The organism is Microbacterium jejuense, from assembly GCF_019511665.1.
Lineage (GTDB): Bacteria > Actinomycetota > Actinomycetes > Actinomycetales > Microbacteriaceae > Microbacterium > Microbacterium jejuense_A.
The window spans coordinates 267627-292384 of the sequence record NZ_JAEUAW010000001.1 but is presented as its reverse complement, the minus strand read 5'-3'; the positions used below and the strand labels follow the sequence as shown (position 1 = coordinate 292384).

Below are 24758 nucleotides of genomic sequence, written 5' to 3'. Positions count from 1 at the left end.
ACGGACGCAGCGCGCGCAGCCGCCATCTCACACTGAGGCCGGTCGGGACGGACGAGACCCTGGGTGAACCCCACGGTCTCGTCCGTCCGGTCCGGTCTCAGCGTCAGGAAGGGCCGGGCGCGAGGCGCCGGGCGCGACCGGCGGCGGTCAGGCGTTCTTGCTGTCGCGCCAGCGCAGCCAGGACTCGACGAGGTCGAAGTCGAAGTCCGGGCCGCGGAAGCCGAAGGTGATGAGGCGCGCACCGGCGTCGTAGAGCGCGTCGGCGTGCTCGACGCCGTGGCCGTACACCTCGTTCGAGATCACGAGGTTCGAGGTGTCGCGCTCCTCGCGCTCGGCCCACCGCTCGATGACCTCGACCTTGCGGGCGATCTCGTCGGGGGCGACGAAGCTGTGCCAGATGTCGGCGTGACGCGCGACGAGGCGCAGCGTCTTCTGCTCGCCCTTGCCGCCGATCATCACGGGGATCCTGCGCGTCGGCGCGGGGTTGAGCTTGGCCCAGCGGGCCTCGATGCGCTCCAGGCCGGCGGCCAGGTCGTCGAGCCGCGATCCGGGAGTCCCGAACTCATACCCGTACTCGTCGTAGTCGCGCTGGAACCATCCCGCGCCGGTGCCGAAGATGAAGCGGCCGGTGTCGCCGCCCTTCGCCGAGATGTGGTCGATCGTGCGGGCCATGTCGGCCTGCAGGTCGGCATTCCGGTAGCTGTTGCAGTTGACGAGGGCGCCGAACTCGACGCGCTCGGTCTGCTCGGCCCACGCACCGAGCATCGTCCACGACTCGAAGTGGAGTCCGTCGGGCTCGCCCGACAGGGGGAAGAAGTGGTCCCAGTTGAACAGGATGTCGACGCCGAGGTCTTCGAGCCGGCGGACCGCGTCGCGGATCCCGTCGTACGGGGTGTGCTGGGGCTGGATCTGCACGCCGAAGCGCACGGGAGTATCGAGGAGGGCCATGGGGAAAGACTAGGGCCGCGCCGAGGCGTGCATCCTCATTTGAGGACACGCGCTGAGATGCGGACCCGACCACGCGATCGGATCCGCATCCCGGCTGCGGCCCTCAGACGAGGGCGTGCGCGGCGCTACGCGAGCGGGCGGCCTTCAGTGCGGCATCCGTCGTATCCCAGATCGCGACGCCGACGATCACGAACGCGACGATCGTGACGATGATCGTCTGCACGGTCTCGCCCTCGGCGCCGTCGATGATCGACGGGAAGAAGTCCGGGTTGATCAGGCGGCCCTCCGCGAGCAGCCACAGCGCGGGCACCGCGATGATGAGGTTGAGGATGCCGTTGGCCACGGCCAGCGGCACGGTCCAGCGTCCGACGCCGTACACCGCGATCGCCAGCACAGCCTCCATGGCCATCACCAGGAACAGCGCCATGATCCACCACGGCCACAGATCCTCGTTCAGGAACGACAGCCCGCGCTGCGTCGGCACGAGGCCGATGAAGTGGTCCCACAGGATGACACCGGCCATGATCAGGAGGAACCCGATCGAGGCGATCATGTCGCCGAGGCCGGCCCCGCGCTGGCGCGGCTCGGGCAGTCGCTCGGGCGTCCACGGGCCGGAGGTCATCGTCTGGTGGCCGGTGCGCTCCAGCACGACGAAGACCAGCGTCACCCAGAAGGCGATGTGCAGGGCGGCCGTCAGCACCGTGACGACGGCAGACCCGATGACCTCGCCGATGGTCGCTCCGTTGAGCACCTGCGCGAGCGCGACGGCGAAGGCGACGCAGGGCAGAACGATCCACAGCAGCAGCTTGAGCAGACGCCACCAGTCGAGGTAGTAGCGCGGACCGATGAGGTGCAGCTGCCGGCCCGTGTACCCGGCGGCGAGCACGTCGGGGTCGCCGAGATCGGTGAGTACGGCGCGCTCGGCGGACTCGGGGTCGGCGCCGTCGGCGATGCGCGCCTCGATCTGGTCGTCGATCGACCCGCGCAGCTCGGTGGCGAGGTCGTCGCGCTGCGCCTCGGGGACGGTGCGCATCGCGGCGTCGACGTAGCGGTCGGTGAGGGTGGCGGTGAAGGTCATGGCGTTCTCCGTGGGTTTCACAGTTCGGTGTCGAGTCCGTCGACCGCGGTCGCGATCGCGCGGAAGTCGGCGGTCAGGGCGCCGGCGAGCCGGATGCCCGCCTCGCTCGTGCGGTAGAACTTGCGGGGCCGCGCCTCGTCGGTGTTCCACTCGCTGGTGAGGAACCCCTGCTTCTCGAGGCGGCGCAGCAGGGGGTAGAGGGTGTTGGCGTCGGTGGGGAAGCCGCGCTCCCCCAGCTCTTCGAGCAGTCCGTAGCCGTACCCGGGCGTCTCGAGCAGCCGCAGGCACGCCAGCACGACCGTGCCGCGCCGCAGCTCCTGCAGGTGCGTCTCGAGGGTCTCGGTTTCGCTCATGTCCCACACTGTACTGTGTGGCACACACTATCGTCAACAGCACATCGTTGTTCGCGTGACTTGCCTCAGATGCACGACACGCCCGGCGTGGCGCGTACATCTGAGGCAAGTCACCGGGTGGAGGCGGAGGATGGGGAGGTGAGCAGCGACGCACCCTTCCCTCCGCTCGGCGAGATCCTCGACATGGCGCACGTCGTGGCGCTGCCGCTCGCGACACGATTCCGGGGTATCGAGGTGCGCGAGGCGCTGGTGTTCGAGGGGCCGGAGGGGTGGGCCGAGTTCTCGCCCTTCGCCGAGTACGACGACATCGAGTCGTCCACATGGCTGGCGGCCGCGATCGAGGACGCGTGGATGCCGCGGCCCGAGGCCGTCCGCGACACGGTCGGTGTCAACGCGACGGTGCCCGCGGTCGCCGCCGAGGCCGTGCCGGGCGTGCTGGCCCGGTTCGACGGATGCCGCACCGCCAAGGTCAAGGTCGCCGAGGCCGGTCAGCGCCTCATCGACGACGTGGCGCGCGTGCGGGCGGTGCGCGAGGCCATGGGAGCCGAGGGCCGCGTGCGCGTCGACGCGAACGGCGCCTGGAACGTCGACGAGGCCGAACGGGCGCTGCACGCCCTCGCCGAGTTCGACCTCGAGTACGTCGAGCAGCCCTGTGCGACCGTCGACGAGCTCGCGGAGCTGCGTCGACAGGTGAAGTACATGGACATCCCCATCGCCGCAGACGAGAGCGTCCGCAAGGCCACCGACCCGCTCGCTGTCGCGCGCGCCGGCGCCGCCGACCTGCTCGTCGTGAAGGCGCAGCCCCTCGGCGGCGTGCGGCGCGCGCTGCAGATCGTCGCCGAGGCCGGACTGCCGGCGGTCGTCTCCAGCGCGTTGGACACCTCGGTCGGACTGTCGATGGGCGTCGCGCTGGCGGCATCCCTCCCCCGCCTCGACTACGACTGCGGCCTGGGCACCGCGTCGCTGTTCACCGCCGACGTCGCCGACCCGCCGCTCACGCCGCGGAACGGGATGCTGGCGGCCGGGCGGGTCACCCCCGACGCGGCACTGCTGGCCGAGCACGCGGCGAGCGCCGAGCGCCGGCAGTGGTGGCTGGACCGCGCGGCGCGGTGCTACGAGGTGCTGAGCAGCGGGAGCTGACACCCGGGCCGACCGTGCGGTGGGGGCGTTTCGTCTCGCTCCTTCGTCGCTCGCTCAACGACCGGGGAAGGTGGCTCGTCGGGCGCTCGACGACCCGGGGGCAACGGTCGTTGAGCGGAGCGCGCTCTGGCGCGCGAAGACGAAACGCGGCGTCAGACGGGATCGACCAGAGCCGTCGCGAGGCGCGCGGTGCGCTCGTTGACGAGGGTGTGGGTCTCTTCGGCGCCGAGGCCGCTCATCACCGCGAACGCCGCAGTGTCTTCCCACGTCTGCAGGATGAGACCCGCGAACTCGGTCGCGGGCACGCGCAGGCGGAAGCCGTACGTCTGCGCGAGGTTCTCGATGAACGAGCCGACGCGCTCCACGAGGCCCGACTGCCATTCGATGTAGGTCTTCGCGAGGCGCGGGTCGCGCATGGCCCGCGTGCGGATCTCGCTCGTGAGCAGGATGCCCTGCTTCTTGTCGAAGGCTGCATCGAGGAGCCGTCGCACGAGGTCGCCCGGTTCGAGCTCCTCGCCCCGCGCCTGCAGCGCAGCGACGCGGTCGGCGACGTCGTCGATCTTCTCGCCGGCGACCCGCTCGGTGAGGGCGAGCATGAGCTCGTCCTTCGTCTCGAAGTTGGAGTAGAACGCCCCCCGCGTGAAGCCCGCCCGCTCGCAGATCGCCTCGACGGAGGCGGCGTCCACGCCGACCTCGGCGAAGACGAGGGCTGCGGCATCCAGCAGCTTCTGCCGTGTCGCCTCGCGACGGGGGGACGTGACGACCGTGTCGGCCGTCTGGGTGTCGGTCATGGTTCTCCTCTCCGCCAGTCTCACACGGACTACTCAGGTTCGGGCGCCGAACCAGCCTTACGATACACTCATGTATCCGATACAGCGCTGTATCGACAGTTCCCGAACCTCTCACCCGTAACCGGAGGATGCGCTGTGTCGACTGTCCTGTATGCGCTCGGCCGATGGGCGTACCGCCACCCGTGGCGGGTGCTCGTCTCGTGGCTGCTGCTGCTCGCACTGGCCGGTGGCGGCGCCGCGGTGTTCATGAAGGGCACCGACAACTCGTTCTCGATCCCGGGCACCGAGGCGCAAGAGGGCATCGAGCTGCTCGACCGCAGCTTCCCGCAGGCCAGTGGCACGAGCGCCCAGATGGTGGTCGTCGCCGCCGACGGCGACCGCGTGACCGACGACCCGTACAAGAGCGACATCGGCGACGCCGTGTCGCAGTTCGAAGACATCGACGGTGTCATCGCCGTCACCGATCCGTACGACGAGATGGTCAGCGGCATGATCGCCGACGACGAGTCGGCCGCCATCGTGCGGCTGCAGTTCGACGGACAGTCCACCGACGTCTCGGACGAGACCAAGACGCAGCTCCAGGACGTCGCCGCCGACCTGCGCGAGGCCCTGCCCGCCGATTCTCAGGTCGCCCTCGGCGGAGACCTGTTCTCGACGTCGGTGCCTGCGCTGTCGATCATCGAGGCTGTCGGCGTGCTCATCGCGCTCTTCGTGCTCATCGTGACGTTCCGCTCGTTCGCGGTGGCGTGGTTCCCGCTCGTCTCGGCGCTCATCGGCGTGGGACTGGCGATCGCGCTCATCTACGTGTCCACGGCGTTCGCGTCGATCTCGTCCACCACGCCGATGCTCGCGATCATGCTGGGACTGGCCGTCGGCATCGATTACGCGCTGTTCATCGTGGCTCGACATCAGGACCAGGTGCGCGCCGGCGAGGACCCCGAGGAGTCCGCCGCGCGCGCGACCGGAACCGCCGGATCGGCCGTCGTGTTCGCCGGCGTGACGGTGCTCATCGCCCTCGTCGGCCTCGGCTTCGCCGGCATCCCGTTCCTCACCACGATGGGCATCGCCGCGGCCGTCGCCGTCGCGATCGCGGTGGTGGTCGCCATCACGCTCACGCCCGCGCTGCTCGGGTTCGCGAAGGAGCGCGTCGCCGGGTGGGGTCACGGCAAGAAGCGGCAGCGTCTGCTGCAGAAGGGGATGCCGCTTCCCGGCGGTCGCCGCGCGGCAGCGGCCGGCGCCGCCGATGCCGGGGAGGCAGAGGCGCAGGGAGACACGCTTCGTCTCGCTGGCGATCGCTCAGCGACCGGAGAAGGCGTTGGCGCTCGCTCAGCGACCGGAGAACAGGTCGCGGAAGGGGACGGCGCCGCGGGCCGCGCACACGTTGTTGCGACACCGGCGGTCAAGAAGCCGAACCGCTGGGTGACGCTCGTGACGCGGCATCCACTCATCACGACGCTCGCTGTCGTCATCACGCTCGGCGTGGTCGCGATCCCCGCCGGCAGCCTCGCGCTGGCGCTGCCCAACGCGGGTCAGCAACCGGAGTCCAGCCAGGCGCGCCAGGCGTACGACCTCACGGCCGAGCACTTCGGCGCGGGTGCGAACGGCCCGCTCATCATGACGGGCACCATCGTCACCTCGACCGACCCCCTCGGGCTCATGGAAGACCTCAAGACCGAGATCGAGAAGGTGCCGGGAGTGAAGGAAGTCGCGCTCGCGACCCCGAACGAGACCGCCGACACCGGCCTGATCCAGATCGTTCCCGAGACCGGCCCCGACGACCCCGCGACCGCTGAGCTCGTGCGCGCGCTGCGCGACCTCGCCCCCGAGCTGAAGGACGAGTACGGCGTCGATCTGCTCGTCACCGGCTTCACCGCCGTCGGCATCGACATCTCTGACCAGCTGGGCGCCGCGCTGCTGCCGTTCGGCATCTTCGTCGTCGGGCTGTCGCTGATCCTCCTGATGATCGTGTTCCGCTCGATCTGGGTGCCGCTCACGGCCGCCCTCGGCTACCTCCTGTCGGTCCTCGCCGCGTTCGGCGTCGTCGCGGCGGTGTTCGAGTGGGGCTGGGGCGCCGATCTGCTGCACGTCGACAAGACCGGACCGGTCATCAGCTTCATGCCGATCATCCTCATGGGCGTGCTGTTCGGCCTCGCGATGGACTACCAGGTGTTCCTCGTCAGCCGCATGCGCGAGGACTACGTCCACGCCCGCCGCGGCGCCGGGGCGAACACCGCCGTGCACGCCACGCGCAGCGCCCGCGACATCGCGATCGGTGCCGTGCGCTCGGGCTTCACCGCATCCGCGCGCGTCGTGACCGCCGCCGCCGTCATCATGTTCGCGGTGTTCGCCGCGTTCGTGCCAGAGGGCGACTCGTCCATCAAGCCGATCGCACTCGGGCTGGCCGCCGGCATCGCCATCGACGCCTTCCTCGTGCGCATGACGCTGGTGCCCGCTGTCATGGCGCTGCTCGGCGACAAGGCGTGGTGGATGCCGCGCTGGCTCGATCGCGCGCTCCCCCACTTCGACATCGAGGGCGAGGCCGTCGAGCGCGAACTGTCGCTCGCCGAGTGGCCCGAGCCCGGAACGACGGCCGTCGTCGTCGGCGAAGACGTCGGCGTGACGGCCGACGGCGGTCGCGCGGCAGGCGAGGTGGCGCTGTTCGACGATGCGACCTTCCGCGTGGAGCCCGGTGGCACGCTCATCGCGACTGGCGACCCGCGCGCGACGCGCGCCTTCGCGCTCGTCGCCGCCGGACGACTGACACCCACCGACGGCCGCCTGCGCGTCGCCGGGCACCTGCTGCCCGAGCGTGCCGCCTGGGTGCGCGGCCACGTCGGCCTCGCTCTTCTCGGCGACAGCGAAGACCGCGTCGAGAGCCTGCGCCGCGCCCTGTCGGGTCGCGCCGAGATCGTCGTGATCGACGGCGTCGACGCACTGGACGCCGCCGAGCGTGACCAGGCCGCCGCGCTGCTGCGCGACGCCACGGCAGCGCTGGCCGCCCGCGCCACCGCGGAACGAACCCCGACGCTCACGCTCGTCGTGACCTCGCGCACCGACAGCGCCGCCCTCGCATTGCTCGCGGACGCGCACCGCCCCGAGCTGTCCACGCTCGCGCTCCAGACGGGCGCCGCCCACTCCTCCACCACCGCAGAGGTGAACGCATGACCCCCAACTGGATCACCACGGCCATCGAGCGCTCGCGCTCCCGCCGTCCGGTCACGTGGCTGACGCTCGTCGGCGTGCTGCTGCTGCCGGTCGTCATCGGCGGCATCCTCGTCGCCGCGCTGTACAACCCGACCGAGCGGCTCGACAGCCTCACCGCCGCCGTCGTGAACGAGGACGAGCCCGTCACGATCGACGGCCAGATGGTGCCGCTCGGCCGCCAGCTGACCGCCGGCCTCGTCGAGGGCTCGGACGACATCGACAGCAACCTCACCTGGACCATCTCGAACGCCGACGACGCAGCCGCGGGCCTCGCCGACGGCACCTACGCGGCCGTCATCACGATCCCCGAGAACTTCTCGGCCGCCGCGACCTCCACGCAGCCCGGCGAGACGCCCGAGAAGGCGACGATCGAGGTCACGACACCCCCCGACAGCCTCATCGTCGATGACGCCATCACCGCGCAGGTCGCCTCGGTCGCGGCATCCAGCATGGGCACGCAGCTCTCTGAGGTGTACCTCGAGAACGTCTTCGTCGGCTTCACGACGCTGGGCGACCAGCTCGGCACCGCCGCGGACGGTGCGACGCGGCTCGCCGATGGCGCGACGCAGGCCGCCGACGGCGCGGCCCAGCTGCCGTCGGGCATCTCGCAGCTCGCGGACGGGAACTCTCAGCTCGCCGGCGGCGCCACACAGCTGGCGGACGGCGCGGCACAGCTCTCGGGCGGTGCGACGTCGCTGCAGTCAGGCCTGACGACGATCGCCGGCAAGACGCGCGAGGCGGCAACCGGCGCGCAGCAGCTCGCCGACGGCGTGAACGCCGGCGCGGCGCAGCTGGAGCAGACGGGGCTGGTCCCTTCGAAGCTGTCGGACGGCGCAGCCGCCAGCGCTGGTGTCGCCGCCAAGACGAAGACGGCGGCCGATGACCTCCTCGCCCTCGCCAACGACTGCGTGAAATACAGCAGCGATCCGACGTACTGCACCAGCCTCATCACCCAGGCCACAATCACGAAGGAGACTGCCGCCGGTGCACAGACGGCCGCCAACGGAGTGTCGACCGGCCTCACGCAGTTCAACACCGAGGCGACACAGGAATTCGTCAACCAATTCCGCACGATCGGCACGAACGTGGCGACACTGAGCGGCGGTCTCACCCAGCTCGCGGGTGGCATCGATCAGTCCGCTGCCGGCGCGGGCAGCCTCGCCTCTGGAGCCACCGGCATCCAGACCGGCGCCAACGGCCTCGCGTCGGGCGCGTCCCAGCTCGCCGACGGGGCGTCCCAGGCGGCGACTGGCGCGACGAGCCTCGCGGACGGCGTGGCACAGCTGGCCGACGGCACCGCGAGCCTCGCGGACGGTCTGCACACGGCATCCACGTCGATTCCGTCGTACACCGATCAGGAGGCGACAGACCTCGCGACCGTCGTCGCGAACCCGGTCGAGACGGACGGCGTCGGCACGTCGCTGTTTGGCGCCTCGGCGATCCCGCTGCTGGCGACGCTCGCGCTGTGGTTCGGCGGTCTCGGCACCTTCATCGCGCTGCAGGCGGTGTCGCGGCGCGCGCTCACCTCGCGCACGCCGTCGGCGCTGCTGGCGCTGCGCGCGTACGCTCCGGCCGCCGGCATCGGCGCCCTGCAGGGACTGCTCGTCGCCGGCGTCGTGCAGGTGGCCGCCTCGTACTCGTGGGGCGAATGGTGGGTGTTCGCGGGCGTGAGCGTCGCGGCGGGAATCGCCTTCGCGGCGGTCAACCAGGCGCTGGTCGCCGTGTTCGGCGGCGCCGGACGGTGGATCTCGGCGCTCGTCGGGGTGCTCGCGGTCGCCACGGGGATCGTCTCGACCGTGCCGGGCGTGCTCTCGAGCATCGCAGGGCTGCTGCCGACGTCGGCCGCGTACCAGGGCATGGTCGCCGCGCTCACGTCGGCATCCGGGATCGGGGCCGCCATCGCCGGCCTCGTGATCTGGACCCTCGTCGCCCTCGCCGCCACGATGCTCGCCGTCGCCCGACGACGCACGACGTCGGCCCGCGCGCTGCTGAAGGCGACGCCGGTCACCGCCTGAGCTCGGTCCCCCGCCGCCCCGGTCGCTCTCGCGGCCGGGGCGGCGCCGTATCGAGGCGGCGGAGCGTGCGGCATCCACTCCCTCATCCGGTCTTGGCGACTCGCCACGAACGACCAGCTGACGACGCCGTTCGTGGCGACTCGCCACAAACGCCGCACCGGACAACACCCCCAACACCCCGACCACCCGGAACCCTGGGATGCCGCCATCCACCCGCCACCGTCACACCCGGGCGACTCGCCACCAACGACCACCCGCCCACGCCGTTCTTGGCGACTCGCCACAAACGCCGCACCCCGGACAGCACCCCGAACACCCGACCACGCCGGACGCCCCGAAACCCCGGGATGCCGGCATCCACCCGCCACCGTCACGCCCGGGCGACTCGCCACCAACGACCACCCGCCCACGCCGTTCTTGGCGACTCGCCACCAACGCCGCACCCCGGACAGCACCCCGAACACCCCGAACACGCCGGACACGCCGGACGCCCCGAAACCCCGGGATGCCGGCATCCACCCGCCACCGTCACACCCGGGCGACTCGCCACCAACGACCACCCGCCCACGCGATTCCTGGCGACTCGCCAGAAACGCCCGGCGCCCCGCGCCGGAACCAGTACTTGCCGGGCCGCGCGAGGCAGGGCCAGGATCGAGGCGTGAGCTCTCCGGAACGAGCCGAGACACCGCAGGGCGACGCCAGACTGCCGCCGCGCTGGTTCATCCGCACGGCGTGGGTGGTGCACCGTGCCCTGTATCGCGTGTCGGGCGGACGGCTCGGGCTGCGGCATCCCACCCCCGCCGTCTGGGGGATGATGCGACTGCACACCGTCGGACGCCGGTCGGGCAAGCCGCGCGTCGCGATCCTGGCCTACGTCGAGGACGGCGACGACCTCGTGACCCTCGCGATGAACGGGTGGGGCGATCCGCCGCCGGCGTGGTGGCTCAACCTCGAGGCGACGCCGACGGCGTCGGTCGACCTGCCGGACGGCCGGCGCGATGTCGTGGCGCACGCCGCGACCGGCGCCGAGCGCGAGCGGCTGTGGGCCGTCTACCGCACCCTCAACGGCGGCGACGACCTCGACGCGCACGCGGCGCTGCGCTCCCGTGAGACCCCGGTCGTCGTGCTCTCGCCCGCTCCCTGACCCTCGGGCGCAGAACGCGCTGACACGAAAGGGGATGGTTCCGCACGTCGAAGGGGCGGCGGCACCACACCCTTTCGCGGATCTGGGTGATGGTCCCGGCGGGTCGGGGTCGTCGGGGGAGAGTCGGCCCGACCCGCCGGAGTCTGTGGGACGGGCTAGCCGTCGTCGTTCTTGATCGTGACGAGCGCCTGCGCATCCGCGAGGTTCGCACCCGGCGCCGGCTGCAGTGTCACGATGAACGCCTCATCGGGTTCCTTCGCGCTGTCGCCGACGATCGTGAACGTGATGGTCGCGGTGGTCGCGCCGGCAGCGAAGACCACGGTGCCCGAGGTCGCGCCCTTGACGTCGGTGCCCCAGGTGACACCGCCCGCGATGAGCGTGTCGACGCTCCAGCCGACCGACAGCGCCGCACCGGCCTGGTCGCGTGTGACGGTGAGCATGACGGTCTTGGTCGTGCCCGCGGCGCCCTCGGTGACGGTCGCGTCCGAGATCCGCACCGCCTGCGCCGCAGGTGCGGACCCCGTATAGGCGTCGTCGTCGGTGCGCAGCCGGTAGTCGGCGGCGGATGCCGTCACGCCGGCGCCGAACGCGAACAGACCCTGCGCGCCGTCGGCGAGGGGCGAGTTGAACGCGTACGACGCGAGCACCTGGCCGGCGAGCGTCACCGTCACCACGGTCGCCTTCAGCACCACGTCGAGCGCGTAGTCGGTGCCGGCGACCAGCGTCCGGGCGATCACGAGGTCGATCGTGCGCACACCCTTCGCGACGTGACCGATGACGACCCGCTGGCCGGCGACGTCGATGCCGACGAACTTGTAGTCCTTCGCCGAGTACCAGTCGAAGAGGATGCCGGTGAACCCTGCCGCCCGCAGCGTCGCGGTGAGCTGCACGTAGGCGGTGGGATCCAGCTGCGGCACCCCCGCGTAGGAGCTGCCCGTGGTCGGGATGCCCAGCAGCGTCGTGGCGGTGCCGGTCGCGTCCGTCGTGCCCTGGAGGCGGCCGCCGACGGTCGTCCACGTGCCGGTCACATCCTGGCGGGCGGCGACGGCCGTCCCCTCGAAGAACTCCGTGCGGTCGATCGTGATCTCGGGCGAGATGACGACCAGGTTGATGTTGTCGAACTGCCCCCTGGCCTGGTTCGACCCGAACCCGGTGAGCCCGCGGTTGAGCGCGACCTTCTCACCGCCGATGGTGCGGGGCGCGAAGGTGTAGCTGAACGCGTTCTTGCCGTTCGCTGTCACCGTGACGACGAGTCCGTTGATGACGACGTTCAGGTCGTAGAACGTGTCGGCTTTGACGCCGCCGGGCACACTCCCCTGCGCGCGCACCCACCAGCCGGTGGCGGTCCGTTCGCCGATCACCATCTTGTTGATCGACTGGTCGATGCCGGCGAACTTGAAGTCGGTCGGCGAGAAGTAGTCGAAGATGATGTACGCGTTGGCCTTCCAGCCGCCGGTCGGCTTCTGCATCGAGATCTTGGCCGAGACCTCGTAGTACACCGTCTGATACGCGTCGGAGTACCAGACCGCGACGGCGTCGCCCTGCGAGTCGGCGGCGGTGACCGTCAGCACGCCCTGGGCGATGGTGAAGGTGCCGGAGTCGGTGAGGAAGCCCTGCAGCGTGCCGTCGTTGAAGTCGGCGCCGCGGACGCTGTCGCGCTTGCCGCCGGGGATGTTCCCCGCCTGCGGGTCGGTCGGGCCGCCCGTCTGCGTCTGCCAGTAGCCGTGGTCCTCCTGGCGGATGAGGCCCAGCTCGCCGAACGGCTCGCCGTTTCGCGCCGGGTCGCTGCCCTCGTCGCTCCAGCGGGTCGGGTCGGCGCCCTGGCTGCGGCTGAGCGCGTACAGGAACTCCGGCAGCGCCGGGTTGTTCTGGCGGCTGACGGTGGCCATGCCGAACGGGGCGAACGGCACCAGGTACGTGTTGAACTCGCCGACCCAGTCGATCAGGCGGTCGCCCGCGGTGTTGCCGATGAGGATGTCGAGTCCGGCGCCGCCGTACGCGCGATCCTGGTAGCTGGAGTTGACGCCGTCGGGCGTGTTGTTGAGCCAGGTGTCGCCGGGGACCGTGCACGTGCCGTTGGGTGTCATCGTGACGCAGCCCGAGTGCAGATCGTCGTCGGCCTGCAGCAGGTCGTTGCCCCAGCCGCCCCACAGCGTGTCCATGCCGGTTCCGCCGACCATCCAGTCGTTGCCGAGGTCGCCGAAGATCGCGTCGTCGCCGTCGGTCGGCTGCGTGTTGTACATGTAGGTGATGCAGTTGCCCTGGTTGTCGACGGCCACGCAGACCTTGGCGAGGATGTCGCCGAAGGTGTCTTCGTTGTTGAGGAAGAACTGGTTCGGGAACAGCGCGCGGTCGGTGCTGCCGGTGCACGTGTGCCCGCTCGGCGACCACGAGGTGCAGCCCCACGTCTGACCGGCTGCGTTGAAGAGGATCGTCCGCAGCGGGTCGTACTCGTCGTAGAGCAGGAACTCGCCGAGCCGCATCTCGTTGTGGTTGTTCGAGTGCCACGGGTTGGTGTCGGCGCCGAAGTGCAGCACGTCGCCGGGGTTGTACGGGTGGGCGAAGTCGATGTACTCGAGGCCCACGAGGCTGCCGGCGGCGTCGTAGTGCTGGTTGTAGCCGGATGCCGCCGTCTTGGGTCCGTTCGTGCCGCCGGTCGCGGTCAGGTCGTCGGGGTCGGTGCCGATCGCCTCGGCGCCCGAGATCGCGTCGTCGCCCGCGCCGCCGTGGATCCAGTCGGAGCCCCAGCCGCCGAAGATGATGTCGTCGGAGTTGTTGGCGTCGTACAGCGGCGAGTTGGCCACGTGCTGGTTGCCGGCGTTCACGTCGGGACCGAGGTTGTAGACCGTGAGGTCGGCTGCCTTGTTGAGAGCGCCGGCGAGGTTGATCGTCGCCGTCTGCCCCTGGCCCGGCGTGTAGATGAACTCGTTCAGCACGTTGCCGTTCGAGTACTTGGTGTCGGGGTCGGTCGCCAGCAGCGCCGTGATGCCGAAGAGACGCTCGCTGTAGCACGCGCCCGGCGCGCCGGTGACGACGCTGTTGCCGTTGCACGCGGCGCCGGCGACCGTGGTGCCCGTCGAGCCGTTGCGGCTGGTGAAGATGCGGCCGTCGTCGCCCAGGATGCCGTCCTGCCCCGTGCCGCCCGAGATCCAGTCGTTGCCCCATCCGCCGATGAGGTCGTCGCTCTGCGCGTCGCCGTAGAGGATGTCGTGGTCGGCGCCGCCGTACACCGTGTCGTCGCCGGTCTCGCCGTGCACCTCGTCGCGGCCTCCCGTCTGCCACGGCGTGCCGCCGAACGACGCGTTGCGCCAGGCGCCCAGGTCGGTGTTCAGGATGTTCGAGCAGATGGGCTGCGTCGGCGAGCCGTTCGTGCAGTCGCTGCCGAGGCCCAGGCCGAAGTTCTCGGGCTGGAAGTCCGGGCCGCCCAGCGTGTAGTCCAGCAGCGTGACGCCGCGGACGACGAGACGCTGCGCACCGGTGTTGGCGTCGTATTGGAAGGTGACGTAGTTGTTCGGGGCCTGCGCGGCGGTGGTCTGCCCGGTGCCGATGCCCGTGATGCCGTCTTGACGGTTGACCCCGACGATGCGGACGATGCGACCGTTGTCGCCGATGATCGTGTCGGCGTCGCGGGCGTCCATGTCGGCCGGAGCAGTGCCACCGGCGAGGGTGCCGCCCGTGGTCGGCGTGCTCGCGTTCGTGCCGCCCGACGTCTCGTCGTTGATGCCGATGCGCTGGCCGGATCCGCCGAACAGGATGTCGGCGCCGCGGTCGTGGCCGGGCTGGTAGTTGGGGGCCGGGTTCTGCAGTCCGTCGGGACGCAGGTCGGGAGTGATCAGGCTGAAGAAGTCGCTGGAGCCGCCGACGATGTCGTCCTGACCGAGGCCGCCGAAGATGACGTCGTTGCCGGCGTTGCCTTCGAGGTAGTCCTCGCCGTCGGTCGCGGCCTCGAACGAGGGCACCACCGAGAGCACGCCGGTGTAGTCGCACACCATCGCGCCGGCCGGCCCGACGCAGCCGAGCGGCGTGCGGCTGGCTCCGACGTGGACGGCGACGCGCGTGTCGTCGATCATGCGACGGTACGCGTCGTCGATGCCGCCGTCACCCTGCATGACGTCGTCGCCCAGCCCGCCGAAGAGCATGTCGTGCGCCTGGCCGCCCGCGAGGTAGTCGTTGCCCCACGTTCCGGCCCACTTGCTGCCGGTGTCGGACGCGACGTCGTGGAACAGGTTCTTCACGTCGTACTCGGCCCACCACGGCGCACCGTCGGGATCGCGGTAGGCGCGCGGTGTGCCGTCGACGAGGAGCGTGCCCGAGTTGTTCTCGGTCGGCACCGGGTACAGTCCGTTGCACAGGTTGGCGGCATCCGTGATGTCGCTGCGTCCGTAGAGCAGCGTGCCGCACAGCGCCTGGAACCGCAGGCTCGTCCAGTCGCCGATCGTGCGGAGGAGGTCGACCGCGTCGCCGAACACGAGGTCGTCGGCCTCGTCGCCGTCGGCCATGTCGTCGCCGGCGCCGCCGATGATGACGTCCTGGCCGAGGCCGCCGAAGACGGTATCGTCGTCGCCCATGTCGAGCCGCACGCTGCGGATGCGCAGCACCGAGGCGAGCGCGGTCGTCTGGATCTTCTGCGGGCGCGCGTCCGGCTCGTTCGGGTCGGCGACGTCCTGGTCGATGGCGCCGTGGTCGCCGAAGATGATGTCGGCGTACGCGTACTCGGGCGAGCCGCCGGCGTTGACGGTGTAGCCGCCGAGACCGAGGCCCGGCGCCCCTTCGCCGTACAGCAGGTCGCGACCGGGCACCTGCAGGTCGTCGACGATGCCGGCGACGCCGCCCGGGGCCGGGATGATCGTGGTGCCGTTGGAGATGACGCCGGCGCCGGTGACGGACGGGCGCGGGCTCGCGTTGACCGTCGTGATCTGCAGCGCCCGCGTGAGCACGTCGACGTTGACGCCGGAGTCGCCGTAGATGTGGTCGACGCCGCGCTGGCCGCGGATCTCGTCGTCGCCGGAGCCTCCCGCGAGGTGGTCGCCCGCCTGGCTGCCGATGAGGAGGTCGTCGCCCAGGCCGCCGTAGATCGTCAGGCCCACGGTCGGCAGCAGGTTCGGTGCGACATCGGCGAACAGGCCCGACGCGTCGATGATGTCGTTGCCGGCGTGGTCGTAGGGGTTGGCGAGGCCGAACACCCACTCGTCGTCCTCGTTCTGCGCGTCGGGGATGTGCGTGAACGGGTCGAACGGCTTCGGGCCGAACTCCATGCCGAGCGTGTCGCCCGGGCTGCCCGAGTACCAGATGCCGTCCTGCGACGTGTCGCCGTAGATCACGAGCGGCGACCCGGGACCGGCGGTGTGCGTCTGGTCGCACCGCACGGCGTCGTCCTCGACGCCGTCGGCGTCCTTCGCGATCTTGAACAGGAGCGTGTCGGCGGCGCGGTTGCAGACGGTGATGATGTCACCGCCGATGAGGAGTCCTCCGCTGCGCGAGGCGTCGAAGCCGGTGACCGTCAGGAGGACGGCATCCCAGATCGCCACTCCGGCGGCGTTCAGGTGCACGCTGGGCGCGAACGCCGTGTTCGCAAGGGTGAGCGTGCGCCCGTCGGCGCTGATCCCGGCGATCGTGAACGGACCGGCGAACCCGCTGATGCGCACCTGCATGCCCGCCCGGAAGCCATCCGTCCTCCAGCTGCCGGACGCGCGCACCAGGCTCGACGTGTGCACCTCGACCGCGGTCGTCGTCTCGACCTTGAGCGGGGCGACGACGCTGACGTCGGTGTTCGCAGTGCCGCTCGGCAGCACGGTGCCCGCCGGCTCGCCCGCCGGCACCTGCGGCCCGCTCAGGATCATGATGGCGCTCTTGCCGCAGCCGGGGTACGGATCGGTGATGCCCAGGGCGAGGCAGTCCGCGTCCTCGAAGCCGAGGATCATGCGCGTGAACGTCTCGCCCGCGAGCTGGATGTGCTGGAACGCGTGCTGGTACGGGTCGCCCGCGTAGTAGCCGCTGCCGGCGAACCGGCCGTTGAAGGTCCAGCTGCCGCCGTCGAGGCGCGTGAGCCGCAGGCCGCCGCCGGCGACGGCGGTGCGCGTCATCGGGAACACCGCCTGCATCGCCGAGTTCCCACCGCCGTGGATCGTGGTCAGGCCGCCGTGCGGGCCGGGAACGAAGACGTTCTGCGACCCGAGCGCCTTGCTGGGCAGCACGTCGCCACGGTCGAGGGTGAGCGTCCGGCCGTCGGCCGAGATGCCGATGAGGCGCCACTGGCCGTCGATGCCGGCGATGCGCACCAGCTGCCCGACGACGAAGCCGTCGGTGACGAAGCTGCCTGTCTGCCGCGTGACGGTGCCGCCCGCCGCGCCGCCGGTGATCGTGACCGGGACCGTCACGATCACCGGCACGTCGGACGCCGTGACCATCGCCACCGGTGTCGGCGTGAGCGCGTCGTCCAGGAACGCGAGGTACATCACGGTGTTGTCGGTCGTATCGCCCAGGTTGTCGTCGCCGAAGCCGGTGACGAGGTAGCGGGTCACGTGGCCGCCCTGGCGCACGGTGATCGTCTGGCCGATCAGGAAGCCCTGCGCCTTGAAGTCGAACGGCGTGGCACGAGAGAGCCGGTGGGTCGTTCCGCTCGGGATGCCGCCACCCGGCGCCTGCGGCTGCACGACGACTGCGCCGACGGACTTGACGGGAACGTCGGGCTGGAGGGTGCCCTGCACGTCCAGCCGGTCATTGCCCGAGCCGAGGAACAGGTTGATGACCTCGATGGAGGAGGTGCCGGCATCCGTCGAGTAGTTCGTCCCGTCGAACGAGATCGATCCGAAGCTGATGCCGCCGGGGAAGATCTGCGGCTCGCCGAAGGTCTCGCCCTGCGCGCCGCCGTACGAGGCGCCGAAGTCGAGATCCTTGGACATGCCCAGGCCGCGCAGCGTCGTCGAGCTCATGACGCCCCAGTTGTTCGCCACGCTGGAGTCGCCGTAGATGTTCAGGACGTCGATCTGCTTGGACTCGGGCGCCTGCGTCGCGATCGCGAACAGGGGGCCGTCCTGCTCACCGGGGAGCTTCAGCCCGAGCTCCAGCGACCGGTCGGCGCCCGTGACGCCGCCCTCGACGGCCAGCGGCCCGCGCAGACGGGTCAGCAGGTGCTGCGAAGCCGGGAACGTCTTGACCCCCTGGCGGATGAGCGGCTGGTAGTAGCCGGTGTCGCCCTGCAGCTCGATGCGCTGGTCGGTCATCCAGTTCGCCGCGGTGAACACCGCCTGCGCCGCGATCCGCGTCACGGTGACCGGGCCGACCAGGCTGCCGAACGAGTCGCCCCACAGCGACAGTCCGAACTCCAGCTGCGTGTCGTGCTCGGCGTTGGTGCCGCGGATGTTCTGGATCTTGCCGATCGCGCAGTGCCCGAAGCGGTCGCACACCTTGACCCACTGGCCCTCGAGGAACCCGTCGGCGAGCCAGCCGCCGCCGCTGCGCGTGATGCGCCAGCGGAGCACGCTGTCGTCGCCCGCGACCTGCGCCGGTGCGCCGGCGAGCGCGCCGCTCCACTTGCCGCGGTACGTGAGGACGTTGATGGTCGTGCCGCCGACGGGCACCGCGCCGCAGTTGAGCGCCGGCGTGACGGTGAACGAGCCCGCCGTCACCGATCCCGCGTTGACCGTGTAGACGCCGGTGCAGGCGCCGAAGGTGAGCCGCATGCCGGCGACGATGCCGTCGTCGATGAAGCTGCCCGTGTCGCTGCCGTTGGCCCGGCTGACCGTGCTGCCGGCGAAGGTGAGGAAGCCGAGGAACAGACGTGACGGGATGTCGCCGCCGATCTCGACGTAGTTCGTCGGGTTGACGGCGACGCCGTTGACGCTCACGACGTCGACGAGACCGTCGGGCGTGATCGCGATGTTCACGTTCGCGGTGGGCTGGGTCGTGAGCCGGATGAGGTAGTCGTCGTTCGCGCCGCCCTGCACCACGACGGTGTCGGTGCCGGTCGGGATCGTGACCACCTGGGCGGACTCGTCGTCGTACACCGTCACGTCGGTGCGCTGGCTGCCGCTGCGCAGGTTCGGGAAGCGATAGGCGTTCGTCGCGTTCGCCTGGCCCCAGCTGATGACGGCGGTCGTCGGATCGCTCGCGTCGGGGTTCGGGCGGGCGATGAGGGTGAGCCGGACCAGGATGTTCCAGTTCGAGTGGTCGAACGTCAGCTCGTAGTGCGTGCCGCCGTCGGCGTCGATGAACTTCGTCCACCGCGAGCCCAGCAGGGCCTCGGCCGCCGCATCGTCGATCTGCAGGAGCTTCTGGCTGTCGGCATCCATCGTGATCTTCACCGTGATCACGAGGCCGCAGGCCGGGTTCGACGCCGGGCACGGGTCTTTGGCGAGCTGCACGAGCACGTCGTCGGTGCGGCGCGTGGTCGGGGTGTCGCCTTCGATGACGATGCCGCGGTCGTCGAGCACCGTCGTGCCCGGCTCGACGTGCGTGACGTAGACGCCCGGTGTGTCGTCGTCGTACACGCGGACGTTCAGCTGCCGCACGGCGGTGCCGTGGAACAGCGGGTTGTCGCTGATCACCGAGTGCTGCAGCACGACGATGCGGTCACCTTCGGAGCGGTCGTCGTTCACGGCCCGGACGTACACGCGCTGGGCGGCGCTCCAGTTGCTCTGGTCGAAGGTGAGGACGACGGCGCGTCCAGCCTCGTCGACGATGACGCCGTTGCGGATGTAGTGGCGCTGGAAGTCGCTCGCGCTGTTGCACTGGTCGCCGTACACGGGGCCGGTGTCGACGCACAGCCAGATGGTGTCGGCCGGACCGTCGCTGAGCCCGAAGCCCGTGGGGTTGTGGAACGTGTCGCGCGCCTCTTCATCGGGGGATGCCGCAGCCGAGACGGTCACGTAGACGTGCCTGTTCGCGCCGCCGACGCTCGGATCCTGGCTGAGGGTCACCTCGTAGTACGCGGTCTGCCCGATGGGCCCTGCGGCCGACTCGCGCACGCTGGTGGACGTGCCGACCTCGCGGACGACGACGAGCCCGGACGGTCCCGTGGCGAGGTTGTAGGGCACGCCGTCGACGACGATGCCGTCGTAGCGCGGGTCGTTCGAGCGCACGATGTGGTCGACGGCGCCCGAGAGGCCTTCGAGCTCGCGCGTGACGATGTCGCTCGTCACGTCGCCCGCGACCGAGATCTGGTCGCTGCCGAGACCGCCGATGACCCGGTAGGCCACGCCGTACGCCGTCGAGAGCACGAAGAACTGGTCATCGCCCTCGAGCCCGTCGATCTCGAGCACCTCGATGGTCGCGTACTTGACGTTGAGGCCTGCGCCGTAGATCGCCTTGTCGGTGATCACGAAGTCGTCGGCGAACTCGGTGCCCAGCACCACGAGCTTGTCGAAGCCGGTGCCGCCGTCGACGTTCACGGGGGCGTTGACGTTGTACTGCACCTCGTCCTCGCCGCCGCCGGCGCGGATGTCGAGCGGCCGGCTCGTCGAGAAGCCGAGACCGATGACGGGCACCGCGACGCCGTTCGCGTCGAGCGGGATGGTGTCGTCGAGCCACTTCGTGTTATCGAGGTCGACGTTCGAGCCTGCCGCGTGGTTGTACGTGACGTGGGCGTCGGCGTTATTGCACGTGCCGTCGCCGTTGTTGTCGAAGCGGAAGTACCCGGCGCCGGTGCAGGTCGGGGTCGACAGGTGCGTCACGGGGTGGACCGCGCTGCCGTTCACCTGCGGGAACACTCCCCCGGCCGGACGGAAGTCGACGTCGGCGAGATCGCAGTCGGTGTCGTTGTCGGCGCTGAGGTCGCAGACGGCGGCGATCGCGAAGGCCCGCACGATGAACAGGTCGTTGTCGTCGTCGCCGTTCAGCTGGATCTCGGCCTGGTTCGAGTACACGACGAACCGGTCGTTGCCGGTGCCGCCGGTCGCGAGCAGCGGCGCGTGGGTGCCGGGGCTCAGCCAGCCGCGGGTCGTCGCCACGAGCGACGGGAACGTGTCGGACGGGAGCAGGGCGCCGCCGTTCGGGGCCGGGTCGGAGTCGCGCTGGGTGCCGAAGATCTGGCCGATCTGGAACGCGTCGTTGCCGGCGCCGCCGTCGAGGGTCATCGTGGCCTGCGTGTCGTCGACGTAGAACGCGTCGTTGCCGCCGAGGCCGTAGACCGTGATGCGGCCGTTGAGCGCGCGGTCGTAGGTGATGCGCTGCACGAGGGCGCTCGGCGCCGTCGCCGGGTCGCGGTCGCGGTACTGCCCGATGCCGCCGTCCGCACTCTCGTTGCCCGCGAGCAGGGCGATGAACGCGGGGTGGTCGGCGGTCTCGCTCGGCGAGACGCACGACGCCTGACCCTGCGCCACCGTGACTCCGAACGGCGACTGGTTGTCGATGCAGGTGAGCGCCCGCAGCAGCCAGATGTCGTCGGCACGGGTGCCGGTGTTGTGGGCCGGGTCGAGGTCGTCGAAGCCGTAGACCGCCAGGTCGTCGACGCCCTGGTTCGCGGGGCCCGAGTCGAGCACCTCGATGTTGTAGTTGCGGACGCTGCCGTGGCTGCCGTTGGTGTAGACGGCGTAGTGGTCGCTCTCGCCCTGTCCGTCGAGGTTGAGCACGTGTCCGGCCCCGGTGCCCGGCTGGGCGGGGCTCGTGATCACATTCATCGACTGCAGGTAGTAGACGGTGATGACGTCTTCGCCGTCGGTCGTGTTCGACGTGCTGTCGAGGTTGCCGTGCACCGTGGTCTTGGAGCCGAGGAAGATGTAGCCCGCGCTCCCCCATGTGATCTTGGTGTTGTCGCGGTCGAGGCCCGAGCGGTCGCCGAGCTGGATGACGTCGACGTCGATGCCGCCCCAGATGTTCGTCTGCTGTCCGGGGACCGGGTTGGCGGTGGACGGTGCGCACGTGCCCATGGGGTCGGCCCCGAAGACGCCCGCCGTGACGACGCAGTCGGCGATGATGCGGCCGCGGAGGATCATCGACGTGCCGTACTCGGTGAGCACCGAGCCGGTGTCGACGTTGCCGTAGTCGCCGCGGATGTCGATCGACAGGTTCGCCAGGATCTGGCTGTTCTGGTGCAGAGTCACGTCGTCGCCGACGCGGAGCTCGACGCCGCCGGTCTCGGCGAAGATGGTGCCGTGCGCCACCGGACGCGGGTGGTCGTCGTCGGACGTCGGGGCCCGGAAGTGCGATTCGGCGAAGAGGGCGCTGCCCGAGGCGACGAGGTAGAGATCCTCGTCGAGAGCCTGGGTCTCACGCACCGTGAGCCGGATGTTCCCCGTGAAGGAGTGGGCGAGCACGAGACGCAGGTACGCGTCGGTCTCGGTGTAGTAGATGCCGCCTGTGGCCTCGAGACCGACGTCGTCGCCCGCCTGGGCCAGGCGCGGGTCGGAGAGGTACGGCGAGGCCGGGTCGTTGCCGCAATTGAGGTACGTGCACTCGAACGGGGGCGCGCGACCCGAGTCCACCATGACGTCCTTCGAGACGAGGCCGATCGACCCGCCGCCGTTGGCATCCATGTCGACCGAGTCGCCGCGGACGTTGTCTTCATCGGCGTTGAGCTTCGCGTTCAGGATGCTGCCACCCGTCGTCCGCAGGCCGACGTTGCCTGTCGCGAGCGACGAGCTGCCGCCGGTGAAGATCTCCCAGATGGGCATGTCGCCGGTGAGCTCGTCGAGGAAGATGCCCTCGGTCGAGCCCCCGCCGAGGGCTGCCGCGGTGTCGTACGCCTTGAGCACGCCACCGGCGATGCCGCTCGGCTGGTTCACGGCCGTGTTGATCTCGAGCCAATTGTTCGGGACGCCGATGCCGCCGAGCACGCCGCCTTCGCCCGCGTACATCGTGATGTTGACGCCCGTCACGTCGATCGTGGGCCGGCCGTCGGCGTCGAGGATCCGCTGCGGCGAGTGCAGCACCACGTCGCCGTGGGTCGAGTGGATGTGGCCGACCAGCATGTCGCCGGTGATCTCGGTCGCGGTGATGTTCCCGTTCGTGCGCAGGAAGATCTGCGACACGTTCACGCTCATGCCGGGGTCGTCGACGGGTCCGGTGTGACCGGCGCCGCCTGTCCACGCCGAGTCGATCATCGCGACGATGTGCACCGTCGTGTCAGGCGTGTCGGCGGTCACGGTGTGCGTGGCGCTGTCGATGCTTGTGGTGAAGCAGGTCTTGGGCTCCTCGCCGCCGGGGTCGGTGGAGAGCACCGTGACGTGGCAGACGTCGATGTCGTCGCCCGCGCGCAGGTCGGCGAAGTCGTAGGTCGACTCGATCTCGCCGTCGATGTCGGTGCCGAGGGCGCGCAGGATGTGCGCCAGGTCGGGATCCGACACGTCGGGGCGGAAGTGCTTCTCGTACTTGCCCGAGCCGGAGCCGCACGCGCCGCCGGGGCACGGGTTCAGCGGACTGCCGTCGCTGAGCGCCGGGTTGTACTGGCCGAAGTACGTGTAGTCGTAGTAGCTCGTGCCAGGGTTGTACACGTCGACCTCGACCAGCGACAGCGACGAGGTGTCGTCCCCGGCCTTGCTGTCGTTGAGCACGACGTCCACATCGTCGCCCGCGCGGATGCGGGCGACCGGCACCGTGATCGGGTCGGTCAGCGTCTGGTCGGTGCGGCGGAAGGCCGTGAGGTCGAGGACCGCGTCCTTGCCGGCATCCACCGTCACGACGATGTCGTGCAGGCACGGGGCCGGACCGTAGCCTCCGCCGCAGAACTCCGCCGACGGGTGGAGGTACTTCACGAGCTCCACCTCGATCGGGTTGCGCTCGGGGTCGGGGTTCGCGTGGGTCGGGCTCTGGTGGCCGATGTCGCCGTGCGGCGCGTCGAGGTCGAGCACGTTCGTGCGGATGAGCTCGTGGCCCGGGCCCGAAAGGATGTCGCCCGACGCGTTGGTGATCTGCGTCGTGCCGAGCGGGTTCTCGATGTAGTCGTCGAGCCGGATGAACGGGTTGCGGGTCGGGCACGAGTAGGCGCACGAGTTCACGAGCTGCACGAGCGTCGGCGGGAACCGGTACAGGATGTCGAAGTCGAACGTCGTCGCGGGTCCGGCCTCGCTGAGGCCCGGCGTGTTCGCGCTCGACGCGTCGTCGGGCACCGAGTCGACGCGGATGTCGATGAGCGGCGAGTTGAGGATGTTCACCACGTCGATGATGTTCGTCACCATGTTGAGGCTCGACGCATTGAGGAGCTTGACCCAGTCCCACGTCTGCTGGAACTCGAACGTGCCGCCGCGGCCCCAGATCACGCCCGGGTCGCCGAGGCTTCCCATCTCGTTGGTGAGGAAGCGCGCCTGCGCACCGTGGTCGTACACGATGTCGTCGACGGTGAACGTCGTGCCGGTGAGCTGGCCGGCGGTGTGCGTGTTCGTGAAGGGGTTGTCTTCGTAGCAGTGGCCCTGGTCGTCGCACACGCGCACGTTCACGATGTTCGTGATGTTGCCCGCGGAGTCCACCTCGAGGACCGGGTTCGGCTCGCCGAGCATGATGACCCGCACCTGCCAGAACGTCTGCCGCGACAACGAGGTCGGTCCCGATCCCACGCCGCCGTTGCCGAAGTCGAGGAAGCCCTCGGACGTGTCGGCGTCGCGGTCGAAGTCCGAGGCGGTCGCCCGCTGGTTCACCGCGACCGTGAGGTCCGCGGTGCGGATCACCGATCCGGTGCGGCCGGTGACCTTGGCGAGCGTCTGCGCGTCGATCACGGCGTCGGCGTCGGTGTCGCCGCCGAAGCAGTCGCAGTTCGCGAAGGCGTGCGAGATGACGTCCCACGTCTTGTACTCGGCGTTCAGCTCCGTCGCCACCTGGCCCTCGAGGACCGCGCCGTTCGCCAGCACGACCTCGGCGGTGCCGCGGACGTACACGTAGGTGTTGGCGTCGGAATCGGCGCCGAACGCCCCGGTGCTGGTGTCGGAGCGAGCTTCGATCGACACCGGGTCGACGATGGCGTGCACGAACACGGAGCGGCCCTTGACGGTGCCCGAGACGGTGCTGCGGGTGAGCGCCTGCGCGCTCCACAGGTTGTAGGTGTCGCCGTCCCACGACTTGCTCGCACCCTGGCCGACATGGAAGTCGGTGTAGGTCTCGGCGCTGCCGGCGAAGGTGCCGAGGTCGGCGGTGCCCTGCGCGTAGCCGAACACGGCG

At 70.2% G+C, this 24758-nt stretch carries 9 protein-coding genes (1 of these 9 only partly in view); 4 read left to right on the top strand and 5 right to left on the bottom strand.

Annotated elements, in window-relative coordinates; translation table 11 throughout:
• Nucleotides 1–147: 147 nt before the first annotated feature.
• The 3 genes from JNB62_RS01190 to JNB62_RS01180 all read right to left on the bottom strand — a co-directional run bounded on the left by JNB62_RS01190 (nt 148) and on the right by JNB62_RS01180 (nt 2379).
• A complete protein-coding gene (locus JNB62_RS01190; RefSeq protein WP_220299045.1) occupies nt 148–948 on the bottom strand; it encodes an LLM class F420-dependent oxidoreductase in 801 nt (266 codons plus the stop codon).
• 103 nt (nt 949–1051) lie between these two features.
• Nucleotides 1052–2026 (bottom strand): permease prefix domain 1-containing protein, encoded by a 975-nt coding sequence (locus JNB62_RS01185; RefSeq protein WP_220299044.1) that lies wholly within the window; start codon nt 2024–2026, stop codon nt 1052–1054.
• A 17-nt stretch (nt 2027–2043) separates the two neighbouring features.
• Nucleotides 2044–2379 carry a PadR family transcriptional regulator gene (locus JNB62_RS01180; RefSeq protein ID WP_220299043.1) on the bottom strand — a complete coding sequence of 112 codons (336 nt, stop codon included), beginning with the start codon at nt 2377–2379 and terminating at the stop codon, nt 2044–2046.
• A gap of 138 nt (nt 2380–2517) precedes the next feature.
• Between JNB62_RS01180 and JNB62_RS01175 the strand changes: the two genes are divergently transcribed.
• Nucleotides 2518–3519, top strand: coding sequence for an o-succinylbenzoate synthase (locus tag JNB62_RS01175; RefSeq protein ID WP_308291692.1), 1002 nt, complete (start codon nt 2518–2520; stop codon nt 3517–3519).
• 152 nt (nt 3520–3671) lie between these two features.
• On the opposite strand, the gene JNB62_RS01170 is transcribed toward JNB62_RS01175, so the two are convergent.
• Complete coding sequence (locus JNB62_RS01170; protein ID WP_220299041.1) at nt 3672–4310, bottom strand: TetR/AcrR family transcriptional regulator; 639 nt, start codon at nt 4308–4310, stop codon at nt 3672–3674.
• A 135-nt stretch (nt 4311–4445) separates the two neighbouring features.
• Between JNB62_RS01170 and JNB62_RS01165 the strand changes: the two genes are divergently transcribed.
• The 3 genes from JNB62_RS01165 to JNB62_RS01155 all read left to right on the top strand — a co-directional run bounded on the left by JNB62_RS01165 (nt 4446) and on the right by JNB62_RS01155 (nt 10673).
• Nucleotides 4446–7475: an MMPL family transporter gene (locus JNB62_RS01165; protein WP_220299040.1), complete on the top strand. Its 3030-nt coding sequence runs from the start codon at nt 4446–4448 to the stop codon at nt 7473–7475.
• The gene (locus JNB62_RS01160; RefSeq protein WP_220299039.1) at nt 7472–9529 is read left to right on the top strand and encodes a YhgE/Pip domain-containing protein; all 2058 of its coding nucleotides are present in this window, start codon (nt 7472–7474) and stop codon (nt 9527–9529) included. The genes JNB62_RS01165 and JNB62_RS01160 overlap by 4 nt, the downstream gene beginning before the upstream one ends.
• 658 nt (nt 9530–10187) lie before the next feature.
• Nucleotides 10188–10673: a nitroreductase/quinone reductase family protein gene (locus JNB62_RS01155; protein WP_220299038.1), complete on the top strand. Its 486-nt coding sequence runs from the start codon at nt 10188–10190 to the stop codon at nt 10671–10673.
• Between the two features lie 155 nt (nt 10674–10828).
• Here JNB62_RS01155 and JNB62_RS01150 read toward each other — a convergent pair whose 3' ends face one another.
• Nucleotides 10829–24758 carry the end of a hypothetical protein gene (locus JNB62_RS01150; protein ID WP_220299037.1) on the bottom strand. It continues 17552 nt past the right edge of the window, so only the last 13930 of its 31482 coding nucleotides appear in the window; its start codon lies off the right edge, out of view — the gene reads right to left on this strand; its stop codon occupies nt 10829–10831.